Annotated in this window: 13 protein-coding genes; 5 read left to right on the top strand and 8 right to left on the bottom strand. The window is 59.5% G+C overall.

The features are described 5' to 3' along the window. Positions 1-9: 9 nt before the first annotated feature. Complete coding sequence (locus tag ACP4CD_RS16155; RefSeq protein ID WP_426991641.1) at positions 10-1,203, bottom strand: MFS transporter; 1,194 nt, start codon at positions 1,201-1,203, stop codon at positions 10-12. 111 nt (positions 1,204-1,314) lie between these two features. On the opposite strand from ACP4CD_RS16155, the gene ACP4CD_RS16150 reads away from it, so the two are divergent. After that, the gene (locus ACP4CD_RS16150) at positions 1,315-2,097 is read left to right on the top strand and encodes a dienelactone hydrolase family protein (RefSeq protein ID WP_426991640.1); all 783 of its coding nucleotides are present in this window, start codon (positions 1,315-1,317) and stop codon (positions 2,095-2,097) included. Positions 2,098-2,151: 54 nt separating this feature from the next. Here ACP4CD_RS16150 and crp read toward each other — a convergent pair whose 3' ends face one another. Next, positions 2,152-2,805, bottom strand: coding sequence for a cAMP-activated global transcriptional regulator CRP (gene crp / locus ACP4CD_RS16145; RefSeq protein ID WP_064026430.1), 654 nt, complete (start codon positions 2,803-2,805; stop codon positions 2,152-2,154). Between the two features lie 129 nt (positions 2,806-2,934). On the opposite strand from crp, the gene ACP4CD_RS16140 reads away from it, so the two are divergent. The 4 genes from ACP4CD_RS16140 (at position 2,935) to ACP4CD_RS16125 (ending at position 6,847) form a co-directional block, all read left to right on the top strand. Then, positions 2,935-3,354 (top strand): OsmC family protein, encoded by a 420-nt coding sequence (locus tag ACP4CD_RS16140; RefSeq protein WP_064026428.1) that lies wholly within the window; start codon positions 2,935-2,937, stop codon positions 3,352-3,354. A 4-nt stretch (positions 3,355-3,358) separates the two neighbouring features. Beyond that, positions 3,359-4,138, top strand: a complete 780-nt coding sequence (gene speD / locus ACP4CD_RS16135) for an adenosylmethionine decarboxylase (protein WP_064026426.1) — start codon at positions 3,359-3,361, stop codon at positions 4,136-4,138. Positions 4,139-4,421: 283 nt separating this feature from the next. Continuing rightward, complete coding sequence (locus ACP4CD_RS16130; RefSeq protein WP_064026424.1) at positions 4,422-4,988, top strand: hypothetical protein; 567 nt, start codon at positions 4,422-4,424, stop codon at positions 4,986-4,988. Between the two features lie 14 nt (positions 4,989-5,002). Beyond that, positions 5,003-6,847 carry a bifunctional metallophosphatase/5'-nucleotidase gene (locus ACP4CD_RS16125; RefSeq protein ID WP_426991639.1) on the top strand — a complete coding sequence of 615 codons (1,845 nt, stop codon included), beginning with the start codon at positions 5,003-5,005 and terminating at the stop codon, positions 6,845-6,847. 39 nt (positions 6,848-6,886) lie between these two features. On the opposite strand, the gene ACP4CD_RS16120 is transcribed toward ACP4CD_RS16125, so the two are convergent. The 6 genes from ACP4CD_RS16120 to trpC form a co-directional block, all read right to left on the bottom strand. Next, complete coding sequence (locus ACP4CD_RS16120) at positions 6,887-7,213, bottom strand: P-II family nitrogen regulator (RefSeq protein WP_071160130.1); 327 nt, start codon at positions 7,211-7,213, stop codon at positions 6,887-6,889. 8 nt (positions 7,214-7,221) lie between these two features. After that, complete coding sequence (locus ACP4CD_RS16115) at positions 7,222-10,290, bottom strand: efflux RND transporter permease subunit (RefSeq protein ID WP_426991638.1); 3,069 nt, start codon at positions 10,288-10,290, stop codon at positions 7,222-7,224. Between the two features lie 12 nt (positions 10,291-10,302). Then, on the bottom strand, positions 10,303-11,460 hold the full coding sequence (locus ACP4CD_RS16110) for an efflux RND transporter periplasmic adaptor subunit (protein WP_426991637.1): 1,158 nt from the start codon (positions 11,458-11,460) through the stop codon (positions 10,303-10,305). Further along, on the bottom strand, positions 11,460-12,794 hold the full coding sequence (locus ACP4CD_RS16105; protein ID WP_426991636.1) for a TolC family protein: 1,335 nt from the start codon (positions 12,792-12,794) through the stop codon (positions 11,460-11,462). The genes ACP4CD_RS16110 and ACP4CD_RS16105 overlap by 1 nt, the downstream gene beginning before the upstream one ends. A 217-nt stretch (positions 12,795-13,011) precedes the next feature. Next, the gene (locus ACP4CD_RS16100) at positions 13,012-14,451 is read right to left on the bottom strand and encodes a carbohydrate porin (RefSeq protein ID WP_426991635.1); all 1,440 of its coding nucleotides are present in this window, start codon (positions 14,449-14,451) and stop codon (positions 13,012-13,014) included. Positions 14,452-14,604: 153 nt separating this feature from the next. After that, positions 14,605-15,402 (bottom strand): indole-3-glycerol phosphate synthase TrpC, encoded by a 798-nt coding sequence (trpC, locus tag ACP4CD_RS16095; protein WP_426991634.1) that lies wholly within the window; start codon positions 15,400-15,402, stop codon positions 14,605-14,607. Positions 15,403-15,525 lie beyond the last annotated feature (123 nt).

Below are 15,525 nucleotides of genomic sequence, written 5' to 3'. Positions count from 1 at the left end.
CCGGCCTTTTCAATGACGCGTGCGACGATCGAGTCGCAGCATCAGCCAGGCGGCGGCGGAGAAGATCGCGCCGGCCACGAAAGTCAGCGCCGCGCCGTGGCTATCCCACAGCCAGCCGGCCAAGACACTGGCAGCCAGCATTGCCAGGCCGGAGATCAGATTGAAAAAGCCGAAACCGGTGCCGCGTAAATCGGCCGGCGCGGTGTCCGCTACCAGTTTGGTGAGCAGACCTTGGGTCATCCCCATGTGAACGCCCCATAAACCGACGCCGGCCAGCGTCGCCCGCCAATCGGCGCTGCTGGCCAACACCAGGTCCGCGCCGATCAGCACCAGCAAGCCCCAGCTCAGCAAGCGCGCCGGCGAGATCCGGTCCGACAATTTCCCGAACGGATAGGCGGTTGCCGAATAGACGATATTCATCGCCACCATCACCAGCGGTACCAGCGCTAAGGCTATGCCCCCCTGTTGCGCCCTGAGTACCAGGAAAGCCTCGCTGAAGCGCGCCAATGTGAACACCGCGCCGATGGTCACGACCCGCCAATAGGTCTTGCCCAAGCGGCGCAGATTGGCGCGGCGGATTGGATTGCCGTGCCTGGCCTTGACCAGATGCTTGGGTTCCTTGACGCCGACCAGCAGCATCAGTACCGCCAAGGCGCCCGGAATCACCGCCACCCAAAACACGGCCCGAAAGTCATTGTCCCACCACAGCATCAAGGTCACCGCCAACAAAGGGCCCAGAAACGCGCCGATATTATCCAGTGACTGCCGCAAGCCGAAGGCCGCGCCGCGAATTTCCGTCGGCGCCAGGTCCGCCACCAGCGCATCGCGCGGCGCGCCGCGTATGCCTTTGCCGACTCTGTCCAGCAAGCGGGCGGTCAGCACCATGCCGCTACTGGCGGTAATGGCGAACAGCGGCTTGGTCAGCGCGCCCAGACTGTAACCGATCAACGCCAGACTTTTGCGCTTACCCAGGTAATCGCTGGCGACGCCGGAAAAGACCTTGACGATCAGCGCGGTGGCTTCGGCTGCGCCTTCGATCAAGCCGACGCTCAGCGTGCTGGCGCCCAGCGTGCCGACCATGAACAACGGTAGCAGGCTGTGAATCATTTCCGAGGAAATGTCCATCAACAGACTGACGAAGCCCAGCGCCCACACGCCGCCAGGGATTTGCCGCCAAACGGCGACGGGTTTCGATGGGTTCATTTCGTTGATCGGTCGGGACTGTGAGGCGCCGGCGGCGCCGATTTCGGTGGCATTTCAACACAGATTGCGATAAAAAGCCGGTCCGATCATTTTTGCAACTAGGAGGAAACCATGAAACCCATTTGGCTAGTGTTAAGCCTGTTGATAGCGAGCGGCGCGCAAGCCGCGTTGCGCGAGCGGACCGTCGAATACAGTGCCGGCGATACCCGGCTGCGCGGCTATCTGGCCTGGGACGACGCCAAGGGCCTCAAGCAGCCGGGCGTGCTGGTCGTCCACGAATGGTGGGGCTTGAACGACTACGCCCGCCAGCGCGCCAAAATGCTGGCCGAGCTGGGCTATACCGCGTTGGCGGTGGATATGTACGGGGACGGGAAGTCCAGCGAACACGCCGCCGAAGCGTCGGCCTTCATGAAATCGGTGCTGGAACGGGCCGACATCGCCAAGCAACGTTTTTTGGCGGCCTTGCAATTCTTGCGTGAGCAACCCAACGTCGATGTCGGCAAGATTGCCGCGATCGGCTACTGTTTCGGCGGATCGACTGTGTTGAACATGGCGCGGCAAGGCGTCGAATTGGCGGCCGTGGTCAGCTTTCACGGCAATCTGGTGACCGATACTCCGGCCAAACCCGGCAGTGTCAAGGCTAAGGTGTTGGTGTTGAACGGCGCGGCCGACGGCTTCGTGACGCCGCAAAGCATCGCTGACTTCGAAAAGGAAATGGCGCTGGCCAAGGCGGATTATCGCGTCGTCAATTATCCGGGGGCCAAACACGGTTTTACCAATCCGGATGCCGACCGTCTCGGCAAGGCCAACCAGTTGGACGTGGCTTACGACGCGGAAGCCGACCGGCTATCCTGGACGGCGATGCAAGAACTGTTCGATTCGCTATTTAAATGATCGCGGCGGCCGTTCCGGTGGAGCGGCCGCGCCGATGGTGGGCGTTGGACGGATTTAGCGGGTGCCGAACACGACGATGGTTTTGCCGTGGGCGGTGATCAAGCCCTTGTCTTCCAGCTCCTTCAATACCCGGCCGGCCATTTCCCTGGAGCAGCCGACGATACGACCGATTTCCTGACGGGTGATGTGCAATTGCATGCCGTCGGGGTGGGTGATCGCGTCCGGCTCCTTGCACAGATCCAGTAAGGTCCGGGCGATACGTCCCTCGACGTCCATGAAGGCCAGGTCGCGGTATTTGCGGCTCGTAATCAGCAAACGGGTGGAGAGTTGCTCGCCGAGCACGGTCAGAATTTCGACGGCCTGATCGCGCAAATCGGCGTTCAGCAATTGCTTGAAACGCTCGTAACCGATCTCCGCCATCTGGCACTTGGTGCGGGTTTTCACCAACACGCTACGGGTTTCGGCATTTTTGAACACGCCGATTTCGCCTACGAAATCGTGCTTGTTCAAATAAGCCAGAATCAGTTCCCGGCCTTCTTCGTCTTCGACGCTGACGCTGACCGAGCCGTCGACCACAAACAACAACTTGTCGCCGACGTCGCCGGGGCGGACGATCGTGATTTTGGCCGGATAGGTCCGGACATGGCAGAAGCGCAAAAAGGCTTCGAGAGCGGATGGCGAGATCTTGTTTTGTTTAACGAAGCTCATAATTTGTAATAATTCTGTGAACTGATTTGGCTACCTTATCAAGGTGCAGGAGTTTCGGAAAAAAATCAAGACATTTGACGGGTTCGTTGTAAAATCCGCGTCAATTTTGGTTTCGACTTGGGTTAGAGGATGCAAGCAACGATTAAATGGGTCGACGGCAGATTGTTCGTCGGCGAGTCCGGCAGCGGACACACGGTGGTGATGGACGGTCCGCCCGACCACGGCGGTCGGAATTTGGGCGTGCGTCCGATGGAAATGCTGCTGATGGGCGTGGGCGGCTGCTCGTCGTTCGACGTGGTCGACATCCTGCAGAAAGGCCGCCACGACATCGTGCATTGCAGTGCCGAATTGACCGCCGAACGCGCCGACGCCGTGCCGGCGGTGTTTACCAAAATCCACCTGCATTTCAAGGTGACCGGGAAAAATCTGCCGGCATCGGCGGTGGAGCGGGCGGTGAAACTGTCCGCCGAAAAATATTGTTCGGCATCCATCATGCTGGGCAAGGCCGGCGTGGAAATCAGTCACGATTTCGAAGTTATCGAGGGTTAAGCGGTTGAGCAAATTACAATTACACGGGTTTAACAACCTGACCAAATCGTTGAGCTTCAACATTTACGACGTTTGCTACGCGCCCAAGGAGCAAGAAAAAGCGTACATCGAATACATCGACGAAGCTTACAACGCCAAACGCCTGACCCAAATTTTGAAGGATGTGGCCAACATCATCGGCGCGCAGATTTTGAACATCGCTCATCAGGATTACGACCCGCAAGGCGCCAGCGTAACGATGTTGATTTCCGAGGGCGCGGTGATCCCGGCCGGCATGAATTCCGAGTCGCCGGGCCCGTTGCCCGACACGATTTTGGCGCATTTGGACAAGAGCCACATCACCGTGCACACCTATCCGGAAAGTCATCCGGATACCGATATTTGCACGTTTCGGGCCGACATCGACGTATCCACCTGCGGACAAATTTCGCCGTTGAAAGCCTTGAATTATCTAATACATAGCTTCGAGTCCGACATCGTCATCATGGATTACCGGGTGCGCGGTTTCACCCGCGACGTGACCGGCCAGAAGATCTATATCGACCACAAGATCAACTCGATTCAAAACTACATCGCCGAAAGCACCAAGGAGCTGTATCAAATGATCGACGTCAACGTCTATCAGGAGAACATCTTCCATACTAAGATGATGCTGAAGGAAACCGAACTGGAAAATTACCTGTTCGAAAAGGAAAGTAATTTCAGCGACGAGGAGCAGGAAGAAATCCAGGAAATGCTCCAGGAAGAAATGGCCGAAATCTTCTACGGCCGCAATTTTTCGTAAGCCATTACTGACTTGATAGCATCGATGCCGTCGATTCCGGCGGCATCGCTCGATAGCCTTCGGCATAGCCGGTTGCCGGTTTTCAAGGCTCGATCACCGGTTTCCCCGTCCATCTACCCACTCCATGCATCATCCCCCTCGGCTAGGCGTTTGCGCGCTTGCCACGCAATTGTCGCGCTAGCGTCATCGGCTTTTCATATTCCCGGTTTGTAATGCCCAGCGGTGGCTGGGACGGAATCGTCCCTGCCCCTTCAACGGCATCTTTCAAATGGGGTACAGACTTATGTTCAAACCAAGATTTTTCGCGGCCGTGGCGCTGGCATTCGCGCTACCGGCTCAGGCCCAAACGGTCGCTTTAGCCGTCGACGGCAGTTGGAGCGAGTTCGTTGTCGATGATTTTTCCGCCGAATCCGGCATCGATCCGCTCAGCTGGATTGCCGACGACGGCTCGGCCATCGCATTCGATTTCACGTTGAGCGCTCCGGCAATTCTGAAAGTCGTGGACGCCGGCTTTTCCGGCGATAGTTTCCAGGTTTTCGATAACGGTATCAGCTTGGCCTTTACTAGTGCCGGCATCAATAATTATCGGGATGGCGCTACGCCGAGCGTGATCGATTTCGATACGGCCTGGAGTCAAACCAATTTCAGCCGGGGCTTGTTTCAGCTCGGCGCCGGCAGCCACCATATCACCGGCCTGTTGGCGGTGTCCGCGCTGGATGCGGAGGGGTTGCCCTTCAACGCCACCCTGGGCGGCGTCGCTCTGACGGCGGTTCCGTTGCCCGCCGGAGCATGGCTGATGCTGTCCGGTAGCGGACTGTTGGCTGCCGCGGCACGGCGCCGTTCGGCTTGATTGGGAGAATCGCCATGAGAAACAAACAATTGATCGCCGGTATCGGCATCGCGTTGGCGACGCTGGGTTGTGCGCAAGCCGCTACCAGCACCGTCAAGATCGTCGCGTTCAACGACTTCCACGGCAATCTGCAATCGCCGGGCAATTTCGGCGTGCAGGCCGGCGGCTCCGGCACCGCGATCGTCAGCAAGCCGGCCGGCGGCGTCGACATGCTGGCTGCTTACGTCGATGCGTTGAAAGCGGAGAATCCGAATAGCGTCGTCGTGTCGGCTGGCGACCTGATCGGTGCCAGCCCATTGATCTCGGCCTTTTTTCACGACGAAGGTACGATAGAAACGATGAACCGCCTGGGCCTGGAGTTCAACGCGGTCGGCAACCACGAGTTCGACGAAGGCAAGGACGAGTTGCTGCGGATGCAGGCCGGCGGCTGCCATCCGACCGACAGCAACACCTGCAAGGGCGCGGAAGTCGGCACGCCGGTACCGTTCGAAGGCGCAAAATTCAAGTTTCTGGCCGCCAACGTGGTTAACACCGCGAACGGCAAGACCGTGTTTCCGGCTTACGCCATCAAAAGCTTCAATACCGCCGGCGGCAAGCTCAAGGTCGGCTTCATCGGTTTGACCTTGAAGGAAACCCCGACCATCGTCACGCCGGCCGGCGTGGCCGGTCTGGCGTTCAAGGACGAAGCCGCCACCGTCAACGGCTTGGTGCCGAAATTGCGCGCGCAGGGCGTCGAAGCCATCGTCGTGCTGCTGCATCAAGGCGGCTCGCAAGGCAGCGCGGCGCCGAATTTCATCAACGATTGTTCGGCGGCCTTGCAAGACCCGACCACGTCGCCGGTCAAAGGCATCGTCGCCCAACTGGACAACGCGGTGGACATGGTGATTTCCGGCCACACCCACACCGGTTTCATCTGCCAGTTGCCCAACAAGGCCGGCCGCGCGATTCCGGTGACCCAGGCCAGTTCGTTCGGCCGGGTGCTGACCGACATCGACCTGACCATCAACCACGCCAACGGCGATGTCGTCGCGGTCGATGCGCATAACATCACCGTGGACAGGACGGACGCCAATTATGCGGCCGACGCCGAAATCAAAGGCATCGTCGATGGTTATGCCGCATTGGTGGCACCGCTGGCGGCCCGCACGATAGGCACGATCACCGGCCCGGCCACCAACTCGGCGAACACCGCTGGCGAAATGGCGGCCGGCGATTTGATCGCCGATGCGCAATGGCAAGCCACCTCGGCGGCGGCATTCGGCGGCGCCCAGTTTGCGCTGATGAACCCCGGCGGCGTGCGTAATCCGGGCTTCACCGCCGCCGGCTATCCGCACGACGTCAGCTACGGCGAAGCGTTTACGGTGCAGCCGTTCGGCAATAGTTTGGTAACGCTGACCTTGACCGCCGCGCAATTAAAAGATGTGCTGGAGCAGCAATTCATCGGCGGCGGTTGTTTGTTGTCCGACGGCGTGACCAAGAACAATCAAACCTCGCAACGCATCCTGCAAATCTCCAACGGCTTGCATCAGGAATGGAGCGAATCCGCGCCGGCTTGCGCCAAGGTACGCAATGTATCGCTGAGCGTTTACGACGCCGGCGGCAATCCGACCGCCGCCGACCTGATTGTCAGCAACGGCGCGGTGATCAACCCCAGCCAAACCTACCGGGTCACGGTCAACAACTTCATGGCGACCGGCGGCGACAACTATAGTGTGTTCACCCAGGGCGGCGACATGCTAGGCGGCGCGCAGGACATCGACGCGCTGATCGATTACCTGGGCCGCTATCTGCCGCCGCATTCTGCCTACGATCCAAGCGCCGCGACGCTACACGCGCCGCGCACCGTCAAACTGCCTTAAAACGCTGGGGTCGGTCGGACTGGACGCCGACCGGCCCTTTTACGCCAAATCCTCGCCGCGTTCGCCAGAGCTGATTCGCCCGCCCTTGTGGACCTCCAGCATGTAGACCTTGCCGTCGCCGTGGTGGCCGCTGTGGGCCACGCGCATCACCGTGGTAAAAATCCGCTCGGCCAGTGCGTCCGGCGCGAAAATCTCGATGCGCTTCTTGGGCAAGAAGGGTTTGTAGTCCTGAATATGTTCGGTCCGTTCCCGGCCGAAACCTTCGCAATCCATGACCGACATGCCGGGAAAGCCGGGAATCTCCAATAGCGCCAACGTCAAGGGATTGAGTTTATGCGGTTGGATGTAGGCGCGTATCTCTTTCATGGGCAGTCCTAGGGCTCGTCGGCTTCGGAAAAATAACGGTACAGGGCCGGTAGTAGGGTCAATGTTAGAACGGTAGCGGTCGCCAAACCGCCGATAATCACCACAGCGAACGGTTTGGCGGTTTCCGAACCGACGCTGGTAGACAAAGCGGCCGGCAGCAAGCCCAGCATCGCCATCAGCGCGGTCATGACCACCGGCCGCAAGCGGCTGACCGAGCCGTTGACGATCGCGTCGTGCAGGGACTGACCTTCGCGGCGCAATTTGTTCAACTGCGATACCAGAATCACGCCGTTTTGTACCGCGATGCCGAACAGCGCGATAAAGCCGACTGCCGCCGACACGCTTAAATTGATGCCGGTCGCCAGCAGGATCAATAAACCGCCGATCATCGCGAACGGCACGTTCATCACGATCAACAATGCGTTTCTGACCGACATAAAGGCCCAGAACAGCAAGACGAATATCAATCCCAGACTGATCGGAACAATGATGGCCAGGCGTTTCATCGCCCGTTGCTGGTTTTCGAACTGGCCGCTCCAGACGATATGATAGCCCGGCGGCAAGGCCACTTGCTCGGCGACTTTTTCCCGAGCTTCGGCGACGAAGCTGCCCTGGTCGCGGTCGATTAGGTTACATTTGATCGCGATCCGCCGCATGTTGTCCTCTCGGCTGATGCGCGACGCGCCCTGATTGACCTTGATCGTCGCCAGTTGCGCCAACGGAATCTTTAAGCCGTCCGGCGAGCTGACCAGCAAATTCTCCAGGCTGGCGATCGAATTGCGGGCGTTCTCCTGATAGCGCAGCGTGATGTCGAAGCGCCGTTCGCCTTCCAGAAACTGAGAAGCCGCCTTACCGCCCATGCCGATTTCCATGACCCGCTCCACGTCGGCGACGTTGATGCCGTAACGGGAAATCTTGGCGCGGTCGATCTCGACGATGGCTTGTGCCAAGCCGGCTTGCTGCTCGGCGGCCACGTCAGTGGCGCCGCGGATCGAGGCCAGGATTTGGGTAATTTGATCGGCCTGGTCTTGCAAGGTTTTCAAATCGCCGCCGAACACCTTGATCGCGATTTCGCCCTTGACGCCGGAAATCGCCTCCTCGACGTTATCCTGAATTACCTGGGAGAAGTTGGTCATCAGGCCGGGATAAACCGCCAAGGCCTTATCCATCGCCTGCACCAGTTCGTCCTTGGAATGGTAACGCCAAGTCGATTTCGGGTTTAGATCGATTAACGCTTCCAGGTTATTGAAGCCTTTGGGATCGGTACCGTCCTCGGGCCGGCCCAACTGGGTCAGCACCATTTTCGCTTCGCTAAAGGTTTCCAGCTTGGCGCGCACCCGCCGTTCGATGTCCTTCGCGGTGGTCAGCGACACCGGTGTCGGCAGCGTGATGGTCAGCCAGATGTTGCCCTCGTCCAGTTTGGGCATGAATTCGGTACCGATCAGCCGGACGGTCATGAAACTCAACACCAGCGCCGCGACCGCCGCCGTAAACACGATTTTGGCGTGGCGCAACACCAATTCCAGCAGGCGCCGGTAGTGGCGTTCCATCGCGTGTACCAACGGATTGTGGCGCTCGCCGATGTTCGGCCCGAGCAAATAGGTCAGCATCGCCGGCACGAAGGTCAGGCTGAACAGCATCGACGCCACCAACGCGAAACTCAGCGTGTAGGCCATCGGTGAAAAGATTTTGGCTTCGACGCGCTGGAACGTGAAAATCGGCAAAAAGGCGATGATGATGATGGCCTTGGAAAACAAAATGGGCCGGCCCATTTCGGTGGCGGTATTCAACAGCGATTGACGCAGATGGCGCAGGTCGGCCTTGCGCTGCAAATCCAGCGTAATTTGCACCATCACCGCTTCCACCAGCACTACCGCGCTGTCGACGATAATGCCGAAATCGATCGCGCCCAACGAAATCAGGTTGGCCGAGACGCCGCCGGCATCGACCAGAATAAACGCGAACAGTAAGGACAGCGGAATGATCAAGGTGACCAGCAAGGCTGCCAGGAAGCGGCGCAAAAACACCAGCAGAATCACCAGAATCAATGCCGCGCCTTCGATCATATTGTGTTCGACGGTATGCACGGTATGGCCGACCAGCTCGGTGCGGTCGTAAATCGGCGTGATTTTGACACCGGGCGGCAGGCCGAACTGGTTCAGTTCGGCGATCTTGTCCTTGACGCCATTGACCACTTCCACCGCGTCGCGGCCCTTGATCAACAGCACGATGCCTTCGACGATGTCGTCGCGCTGATTCATCGCCACGATGCCGGTGCGCGGTTGCGGGCCGACCGCGATTTCGGCGATGTCCTTGACCCGCACCGGCACGCCGTCGTGGCTGGCGACGACGATATCGCCGATTTCGTCGGCCGACTTCAGCAAGCCGACACCCCGCACTACCAAGGCTTCGTCGCCGTCCTCGATATAGCCGCCGCCGGTGTTGGTGTTATTGGCGGCGATCGCCGCGTACACTTGGTTCAAATCCAGTTGGTAATTCTTCAGCCGATCGGGTTTGACCAGCACCTTGTATTCCTTGACGCCGCCGCCGTAGGAAATCACGTCGGCCACACCCTGCACGGTGCGCAACTTCGGTTCGATCACCCAGTCCTGCAACGCGCGCTGCTCGGTCAACGGCAGATGTTTGGCGTCGATCACGTAGCGGTAAATCTCGCCGACGCCGGTCGACAGAGGCCCCAACTGCGGTTTGACCTCGTCCGGAATGTCGGCATTGTGCAGGCGCTCCAGTACTTGTTGGCGCGAAAAGTAATCCTCGGCGTCGTCGTCGAAGGTTAACGTCACCACCGACAAGCCGAAGATCGACACCGAGCGCATGTTTAGCAGATGCGGCAGACCGTTCATTTCCCGTTCGATCGGCAGCGTGACCAACTTTTCGACCTCTTCCGGTGCCTGGCCGGGATACTGGGTAACGACTTGGACGAACACGTTCTGCACGTCGGGAAAGGCCTGAACCGGCAGTTTTTCGAAGGCAATGATGCCGGATACGGCGACGGCCAGCGTCATGCCGATCGCCATCAAGCGTTGCTGCAAACAAAAAGCGATGATGCGCGCGATCATGAGCTATCCCGGTCAATTGGCCTGAGTGTCGGCATCTTCCTCGGCGCGCAGCACCAGGGCGCCTTCGGTGACTAGGCGCTCGCCGGGCTGTAAGCCTTCCAGAACGACGCCTTGGTCTTTCAGGCGCAGGCCGATTTTGATCGGCTTTTGCTTGAAACGATTTTCCCCGGTCGCGACGAATACGTAATCGGATTCGGCCTCGGTAAATACCGCCGTCAGCGGAATCACGATCGTCTGTTGAGACGGGTCGCTTTCCAGAGTCACGCTGGCGTACATGCCCGGCAGCAGGCGGCCGTCCGGATTGGCCAGCTCGCACCGCACTTGCACGCTGCGGCTGGTTTCGTCCAATACTTGGCCGATATAGCGCACCACGGCCGGAAAACGTTCGCCCGGATAGGCGGGCACTTCGACGCTGACTTGCTGATCGACCTTGATCTTGCTCAGATGGATCTCGAACACCTCCAGCACCGCGCTCAGCCGGCTCAAGTCGGACACCACGAACAATGGACGGTCGGTGTCCGGGCCGACTTCCTGACCGGGATTGACGTTGCGCTCGACGACGCTGCCGGCCAACGGCGATTTCAACGCAAACCGGCCGTTGGCTTGGCGACCGGCCAGATGCAGATTTTTCAAGCGGGTTTCGGTGCGTTGCAGTTCGCTGCGCGCCCGCTGCAAATCGTCCTCGGCTTGCTCGAAGTCCTTGCGGGCGACGACCTTGCCTTCGTAGAGCTCGCGCTGGCGCTGATAGGCCCGGTTGGCCAGCGTCGATTCGGCCTGAGCCTTGGCGAAATCGGCTTCGGCGTCGGCGACATCGGGGCTGTGCAATTCCAACAGCGTCGACCCGGCGGCGACTTGGCTGCCCAAGGCCAGCGCTTGGCCGACTACCCGGCCGGCGACCGGCGAGCTAATCCGCGAGGTCAGGTTTTCGTCGTAGGCGATCTTGCCGGCCAGAGGCTCCATCGTCGGCGGCCGGCTGTAGGCCACTTCGCGAATCTTGACGTAGGTTTTTTTCGGCGAATCGGCTTGCAACACCACCTCGCCCGGCGTTTTGGCGGCTGGGGGCGGCGGAGTTTTATCGGCGGCTTCGTTGCACGCGGCCAGCGCCAGCAAGCCCGCCAGCAGCGCGGTCCGAATCGGGACGTTAAAATGGCGTTTAAACACGGTGGTCATCAGGGCTTGGGAATGGAATTTGAATCGGCGGTCGGATGGCCGAGCGGGGTTTCGTCGCCGACGGCTTTGGCCAAGTCGTAATAGGCGTTGGCACGACCGACGACGGCCGCGAAGTAGTCGCGCATCGCGGTTTTGTAACTGCGTTGCGCCTCGATAAAATCCAACACGCTGATCGCGCCTTTTTTGAAAGCCAGTTCGGCGCTGTCTCGCACGGTTTGGGCATCGGTCAGCAAGCCGTTTTCGTAGCGTTGGGCGATTTTATCGGCGCTGCGCCAGGCGGCCAGCGCATTGGCCACGTCGCTACGAATCGCCAGTTCGGTTTGTTCGACCGCCAATTGCGCTTGATTCAAACCGACCGTCGCCTTGTCGGCTTCGCCCTGGTACTGATAAAACACCGGTACCGGCACGCTGACGCCGACGAAAAACGAGTTGAGCGCGTTGTTGCTGGGGTCGCGGGCGTAACCGGCGTTAACCGTGACGTCCGGGTATTTCAAGCGGCGGGCCAATTCCAGCTCCTTTTGCGCTTGCTCGGCGCGGCGCCGGTCGGCCTGCAAATCCCGCCGCTGACGCAAGGCTTGGTCGAGCAATGCGGTTTCATCGCCGTGCTGGCCGATGTCGCTGAGCGCCGGCCAGACTTCGGTGGCCTCGAATTGCCAGTCCGGCTCCGGCCAACGCAGAACTTGCGCCAGCGAGGTTTGGGCCTGACGCACCGCCGCCTCGGCCGCGTCCAGATCCGCTTCGGCGCGGGTGGCTTCCATTTTGACCCGTAAAAAATCCGCTTCGGCGATGTCTCCGCTGTTTAGGCGCAGCTTGTTGGCCACCGCGATGTCCCGATAATGGGAGACGGCTTCCTGGGCTAGCCAGCGGTTTTTTTGGGCCAGCAACAGATCGAAGTAGGCGTCCAGCACCATATTGCTAAAGATACGTACTGCATCGCGTAGATCGGCTTCGGCGGCTTGCGTCGCGAAGCCGCTGCTTTCGATGCGCAAACCGCGTTTGCCGGCCATCTCAATCAACTGGCTGAACGAAAAGTATTCGGCGGGCCCGCAAGAGACCGACGGATTGTGATTGCAGCCGCGCGCCGCCGAGCCCATGTTGGGATTGTCGCCGATTTCGGACAACTGGAAATTGAAATCCGGATTGGGGATGGCGCCGGCGATGACTTCCTGGGCGCGCGCCTGATCGATGTTGTACTGGGCGGCGATCAAATCCAGATTGCGCTGAAAGAACAGCGCCAAGGCCTGTTCGGCGGTCAGCGCGCGAGTTTGCGCCCACGCCGACTGCCCGCCGAGCAGCGCCAGGAGGCAACAGAGTTGCTGGAATCGTTTTCGCATCAATTTCGCCGTGATTGATTAAACCTCCGGCCGCGCCGGAGCAGATTCAGTTTAGCAAGAGCTTTGCCATTACCGAGTCGGGGTTACGGTCCGTGCCGACACCCGCCGTTCGCGGGCCGCGCATGATAGCAGACTATTATCGATACGCTATCTTTTTCCGGAAAAGCCTTTTTTGGGTAAAATCCCCCAACCTGCGGTTGATTTCAACCGCGCGACGTCAGAATTCGAAATGGGCGCGCAGTCCGTAAACGTCGACCGGACCTCGATCGGCATTGTAGGCCGGATTGGCGATGTGCTGGTAGTCGGCGGTCAGCCACACCGAGGGCCAGGGATGGAATTTATAGTAAACGTCTACCAACTGTTCCGGCCGGTAGCGGATGGTGCCGTCGCCGATAAAGCCGTCCACGCCGCCCAGGCGCAAATAGTCGACGTGGCTGGCCGACAACCAACTGCTGGCGAAGCCGACCCCGACCGTGTCGCGGGCTCGGCCCCAATATTCGCCGTCGACGGCCGCGCCCAACGACAACGAGCGGTCGGCCGAGGTATAGGAATACACCTCGGTTTGCCCGTCCGAAACCATGCCGCGTAGAAATATCCCGATCGCGCCAGTCAAGCGCTGTTCGATATTGATGCCGATGCCGGTTTTGACGTTGGGTCGGCGCACCCAACACAGATCCGGCGCGCCGGCGTTGGTCGAGTCGTAATGAAAGCCGCCGCAAGCCGCGGCGTTTTTGCTTGGGTCGTCCTTCAGCGCCGCGATGGCCGCGTCCCAGCGACCCATGATTTCCCGATTGCGGTAGGCCAACAGCCGCACCGCGCCGTCTTGGCCGTACAGCGTGTGGCGGTGTTCGATCTCCAGTTGATCGCCGTAATGGTTGAACACGTTGAAATCCAACGGCAGATCGTTGGGATTTTGCGGCGTGGTGAAGCGGCCCAGCCGCAAGGTCCACGCGCCGAGATAATATTCGCTGGCCAGACCGACCGAATAACCGCGCGCGTCGGCGGCAAAGTCGTAAGCCGCGTGGCTGAGAAACGCCATGTTCAAGAACTGCTGGCGCAAGTCGGCGGAAAAGCGGTTCTTGTCGAAAATGTCCAACACGCTGAGATTGCCGAAAGTGACCACCAAGCGGTGGCTGTCCAACGCGCCGGCCAGTTGCAAGGGCGCGGACTCGTTGCGGCCGTCGTCGTCGCCGAAGCCAAAGGTTTGCTTCAGATATAACCGCGACTTGTACCAGGTCGCGCTGACCGAGCCGGTTTTTTGCAATTCGAAGTTTTGGATGCCGCCGCCCAAGCCCTTCAAGTCGGACAGCGGCAGTTCGGAAATCATTTCCGGCGCCAGATAAATCTCGCCGCCCGGCCAGGCTTTCAAACCGAAATAAGCGGTAAAGGTGCCGGTAAAACTGCGCTCGGCATTCGGACTGAGCGAATGCGGCGTGCCGTTCAGATTGGTGTAAGCCGCCGCGAAGGCCGGTTTCCAGCTGGAGATGTAGGTGGCCTGGGCGTAAGCGTTCCAACGCTCGTCGTCCAGGTCGTGCCAGCCCTGGTCGGCCAGGGCCTGCATTAACGAAAATTCGTCGCCCGCCAAGCCGGCCACGGGCGCCAGCAGCACCAGCAAGCACCATCGCCAACAACGGACCGCCCCCAGGATATTCGCCATCGCCCCGCTCCCCATCGGTGAAAACCGGCGGCACTATACCAGTCTCCGTCGTGCGCGCGTGAAAGACGTAAACCCGTTTCGAGTAAAAAAGGGTTTGGTCGGTCTAAGCCGGCCCGGCAGCGGCGAGCATCAGCGAATCCGAAGCTAACGGACTTAGAAAAACAACTCGCGCATCTTCTTACCCGGCGATTCGGCGCGCATGAAGGCTTCGCCGACCAGGAAGGTGTATATGCCGTTGTCCTGCATCAGTTTGACGTCGGCCGGAGTGTGGATGCCGCTTTCGGTGACGATCAGTTTGTCGGCCGGAATCGTGTTTTTCAGGTCCAGCGTGGTTTGTAGGGACACTTCGAAGGTACGCAGATTGCGGTTGTTGATGCCTATCATCTGGGTGTTCAGCGCCAAGGCCCGTTCCAGTTCCTCGGCATCATGTACTTCCACCAACACGTCCATGCCCAAACCGGTCGCGGTGTCGGCCAGTTCCTTCAGCATCGCATCACCCAACGCGGCGACGATCAGCAAGATACAGTCGGCGCCCAGCGCCCGCGATTCGTGGATTTGATACGGATCGATCATGAAATCCTTACGGATCGCCGGCAGCGGGCAACGTTCGCGGACCATTTGCAGATTGGCTTCCGAGCCCTGGAAAAATTCCTTGTCGGTCAACACCGACAAACAGGTCGCACCGTTGAAGGCATAATCGACCGCGATTTCCACCGGCTTGAAGTCCTCGCGGATCACGCCTTGGCTGGGCGAAGCCTTTTTGATTTCGGCGATGATTGCCGGTTTTTGCTGGTCGGCCTTGTTGCGCAAGGCCTGGTAAAAGCCGCGCGGAGCCTGCACGGTGCCGGCCAATTCTTGTAGCATAGCCAACGGTGTGTTGTTCTTGCGGCGCGCTACTTCTTCGGCTTTTTTGGCGAGGATGGTTTTGAGGATGTCGGGTGTGTCGGTCATGTTGTGTGGTTTGGCTAGGTGATGTATCGCTAATGCTCGGATTATATTGCAAAGTGTTCCGGACTCGGCGTCAAAGCCATTCGGCTTGATTCTTTTTATTCGCTCGCGGCAACGGCGCGTTAG

It is taken from the genome of Methylomonas stagni, assembly GCF_050154735.1.
GTDB classification, from domain to species: domain Bacteria; phylum Pseudomonadota; class Gammaproteobacteria; order Methylococcales; family Methylomonadaceae; genus Methylomonas; species Methylomonas koyamae_A.
Note: the sequence above shows the minus strand (reverse complement) of the source record. Positions and strands in the feature narration are given on the sequence as shown.

Bases quoted from the DNA above. Each gene is read 5' to 3' on its own strand.
- ACP4CD_RS16105 (WP_426991636.1), bottom strand. From the start codon at position 12,794: ATGCGAAAACGATTCCAGCAACTCTGTTGCCTCCTGGCGCTGCTCGGC.
- ACP4CD_RS16150 (WP_426991640.1), top strand. From the start codon at position 1,315: ATGAAACCCATTTGGCTAGTGTTAAGCCTGTTGATAGCGAGCGGCGCG.
- ACP4CD_RS16120 (WP_071160130.1), bottom strand. From the start codon at position 7,213: ATGAAAGAGATACGCGCCTACATCCAACCGCATAAACTCAATCCCTTG.
- crp (WP_064026430.1), bottom strand. From the start codon at position 2,805: ATGAGCTTCGTTAAACAAAACAAGATCTCGCCATCCGCTCTCGAAGCC.
- ACP4CD_RS16125 (WP_426991639.1), top strand. From the start codon at position 5,003: ATGAGAAACAAACAATTGATCGCCGGTATCGGCATCGCGTTGGCGACG.
- ACP4CD_RS16140 (WP_064026428.1), top strand. From the start codon at position 2,935: ATGCAAGCAACGATTAAATGGGTCGACGGCAGATTGTTCGTCGGCGAG.
- trpC (WP_426991634.1), bottom strand. From the start codon at position 15,402: ATGACCGACACACCCGACATCCTCAAAACCATCCTCGCCAAAAAAGCC.
- ACP4CD_RS16130 (WP_064026424.1), top strand. From the start codon at position 4,422: ATGTTCAAACCAAGATTTTTCGCGGCCGTGGCGCTGGCATTCGCGCTA.
- ACP4CD_RS16115 (WP_426991638.1), bottom strand. From the start codon at position 10,290: ATGATCGCGCGCATCATCGCTTTTTGTTTGCAGCAACGCTTGATGGCG.
- ACP4CD_RS16110 (WP_426991637.1), bottom strand. From the start codon at position 11,460: ATGACCACCGTGTTTAAACGCCATTTTAACGTCCCGATTCGGACCGCG.
- ACP4CD_RS16155 (WP_426991641.1), bottom strand. From the start codon at position 1,203: ATGAACCCATCGAAACCCGTCGCCGTTTGGCGGCAAATCCCTGGCGGC.
- ACP4CD_RS16100 (WP_426991635.1), bottom strand. From the start codon at position 14,451: ATGGCGAATATCCTGGGGGCGGTCCGTTGTTGGCGATGGTGCTTGCTG.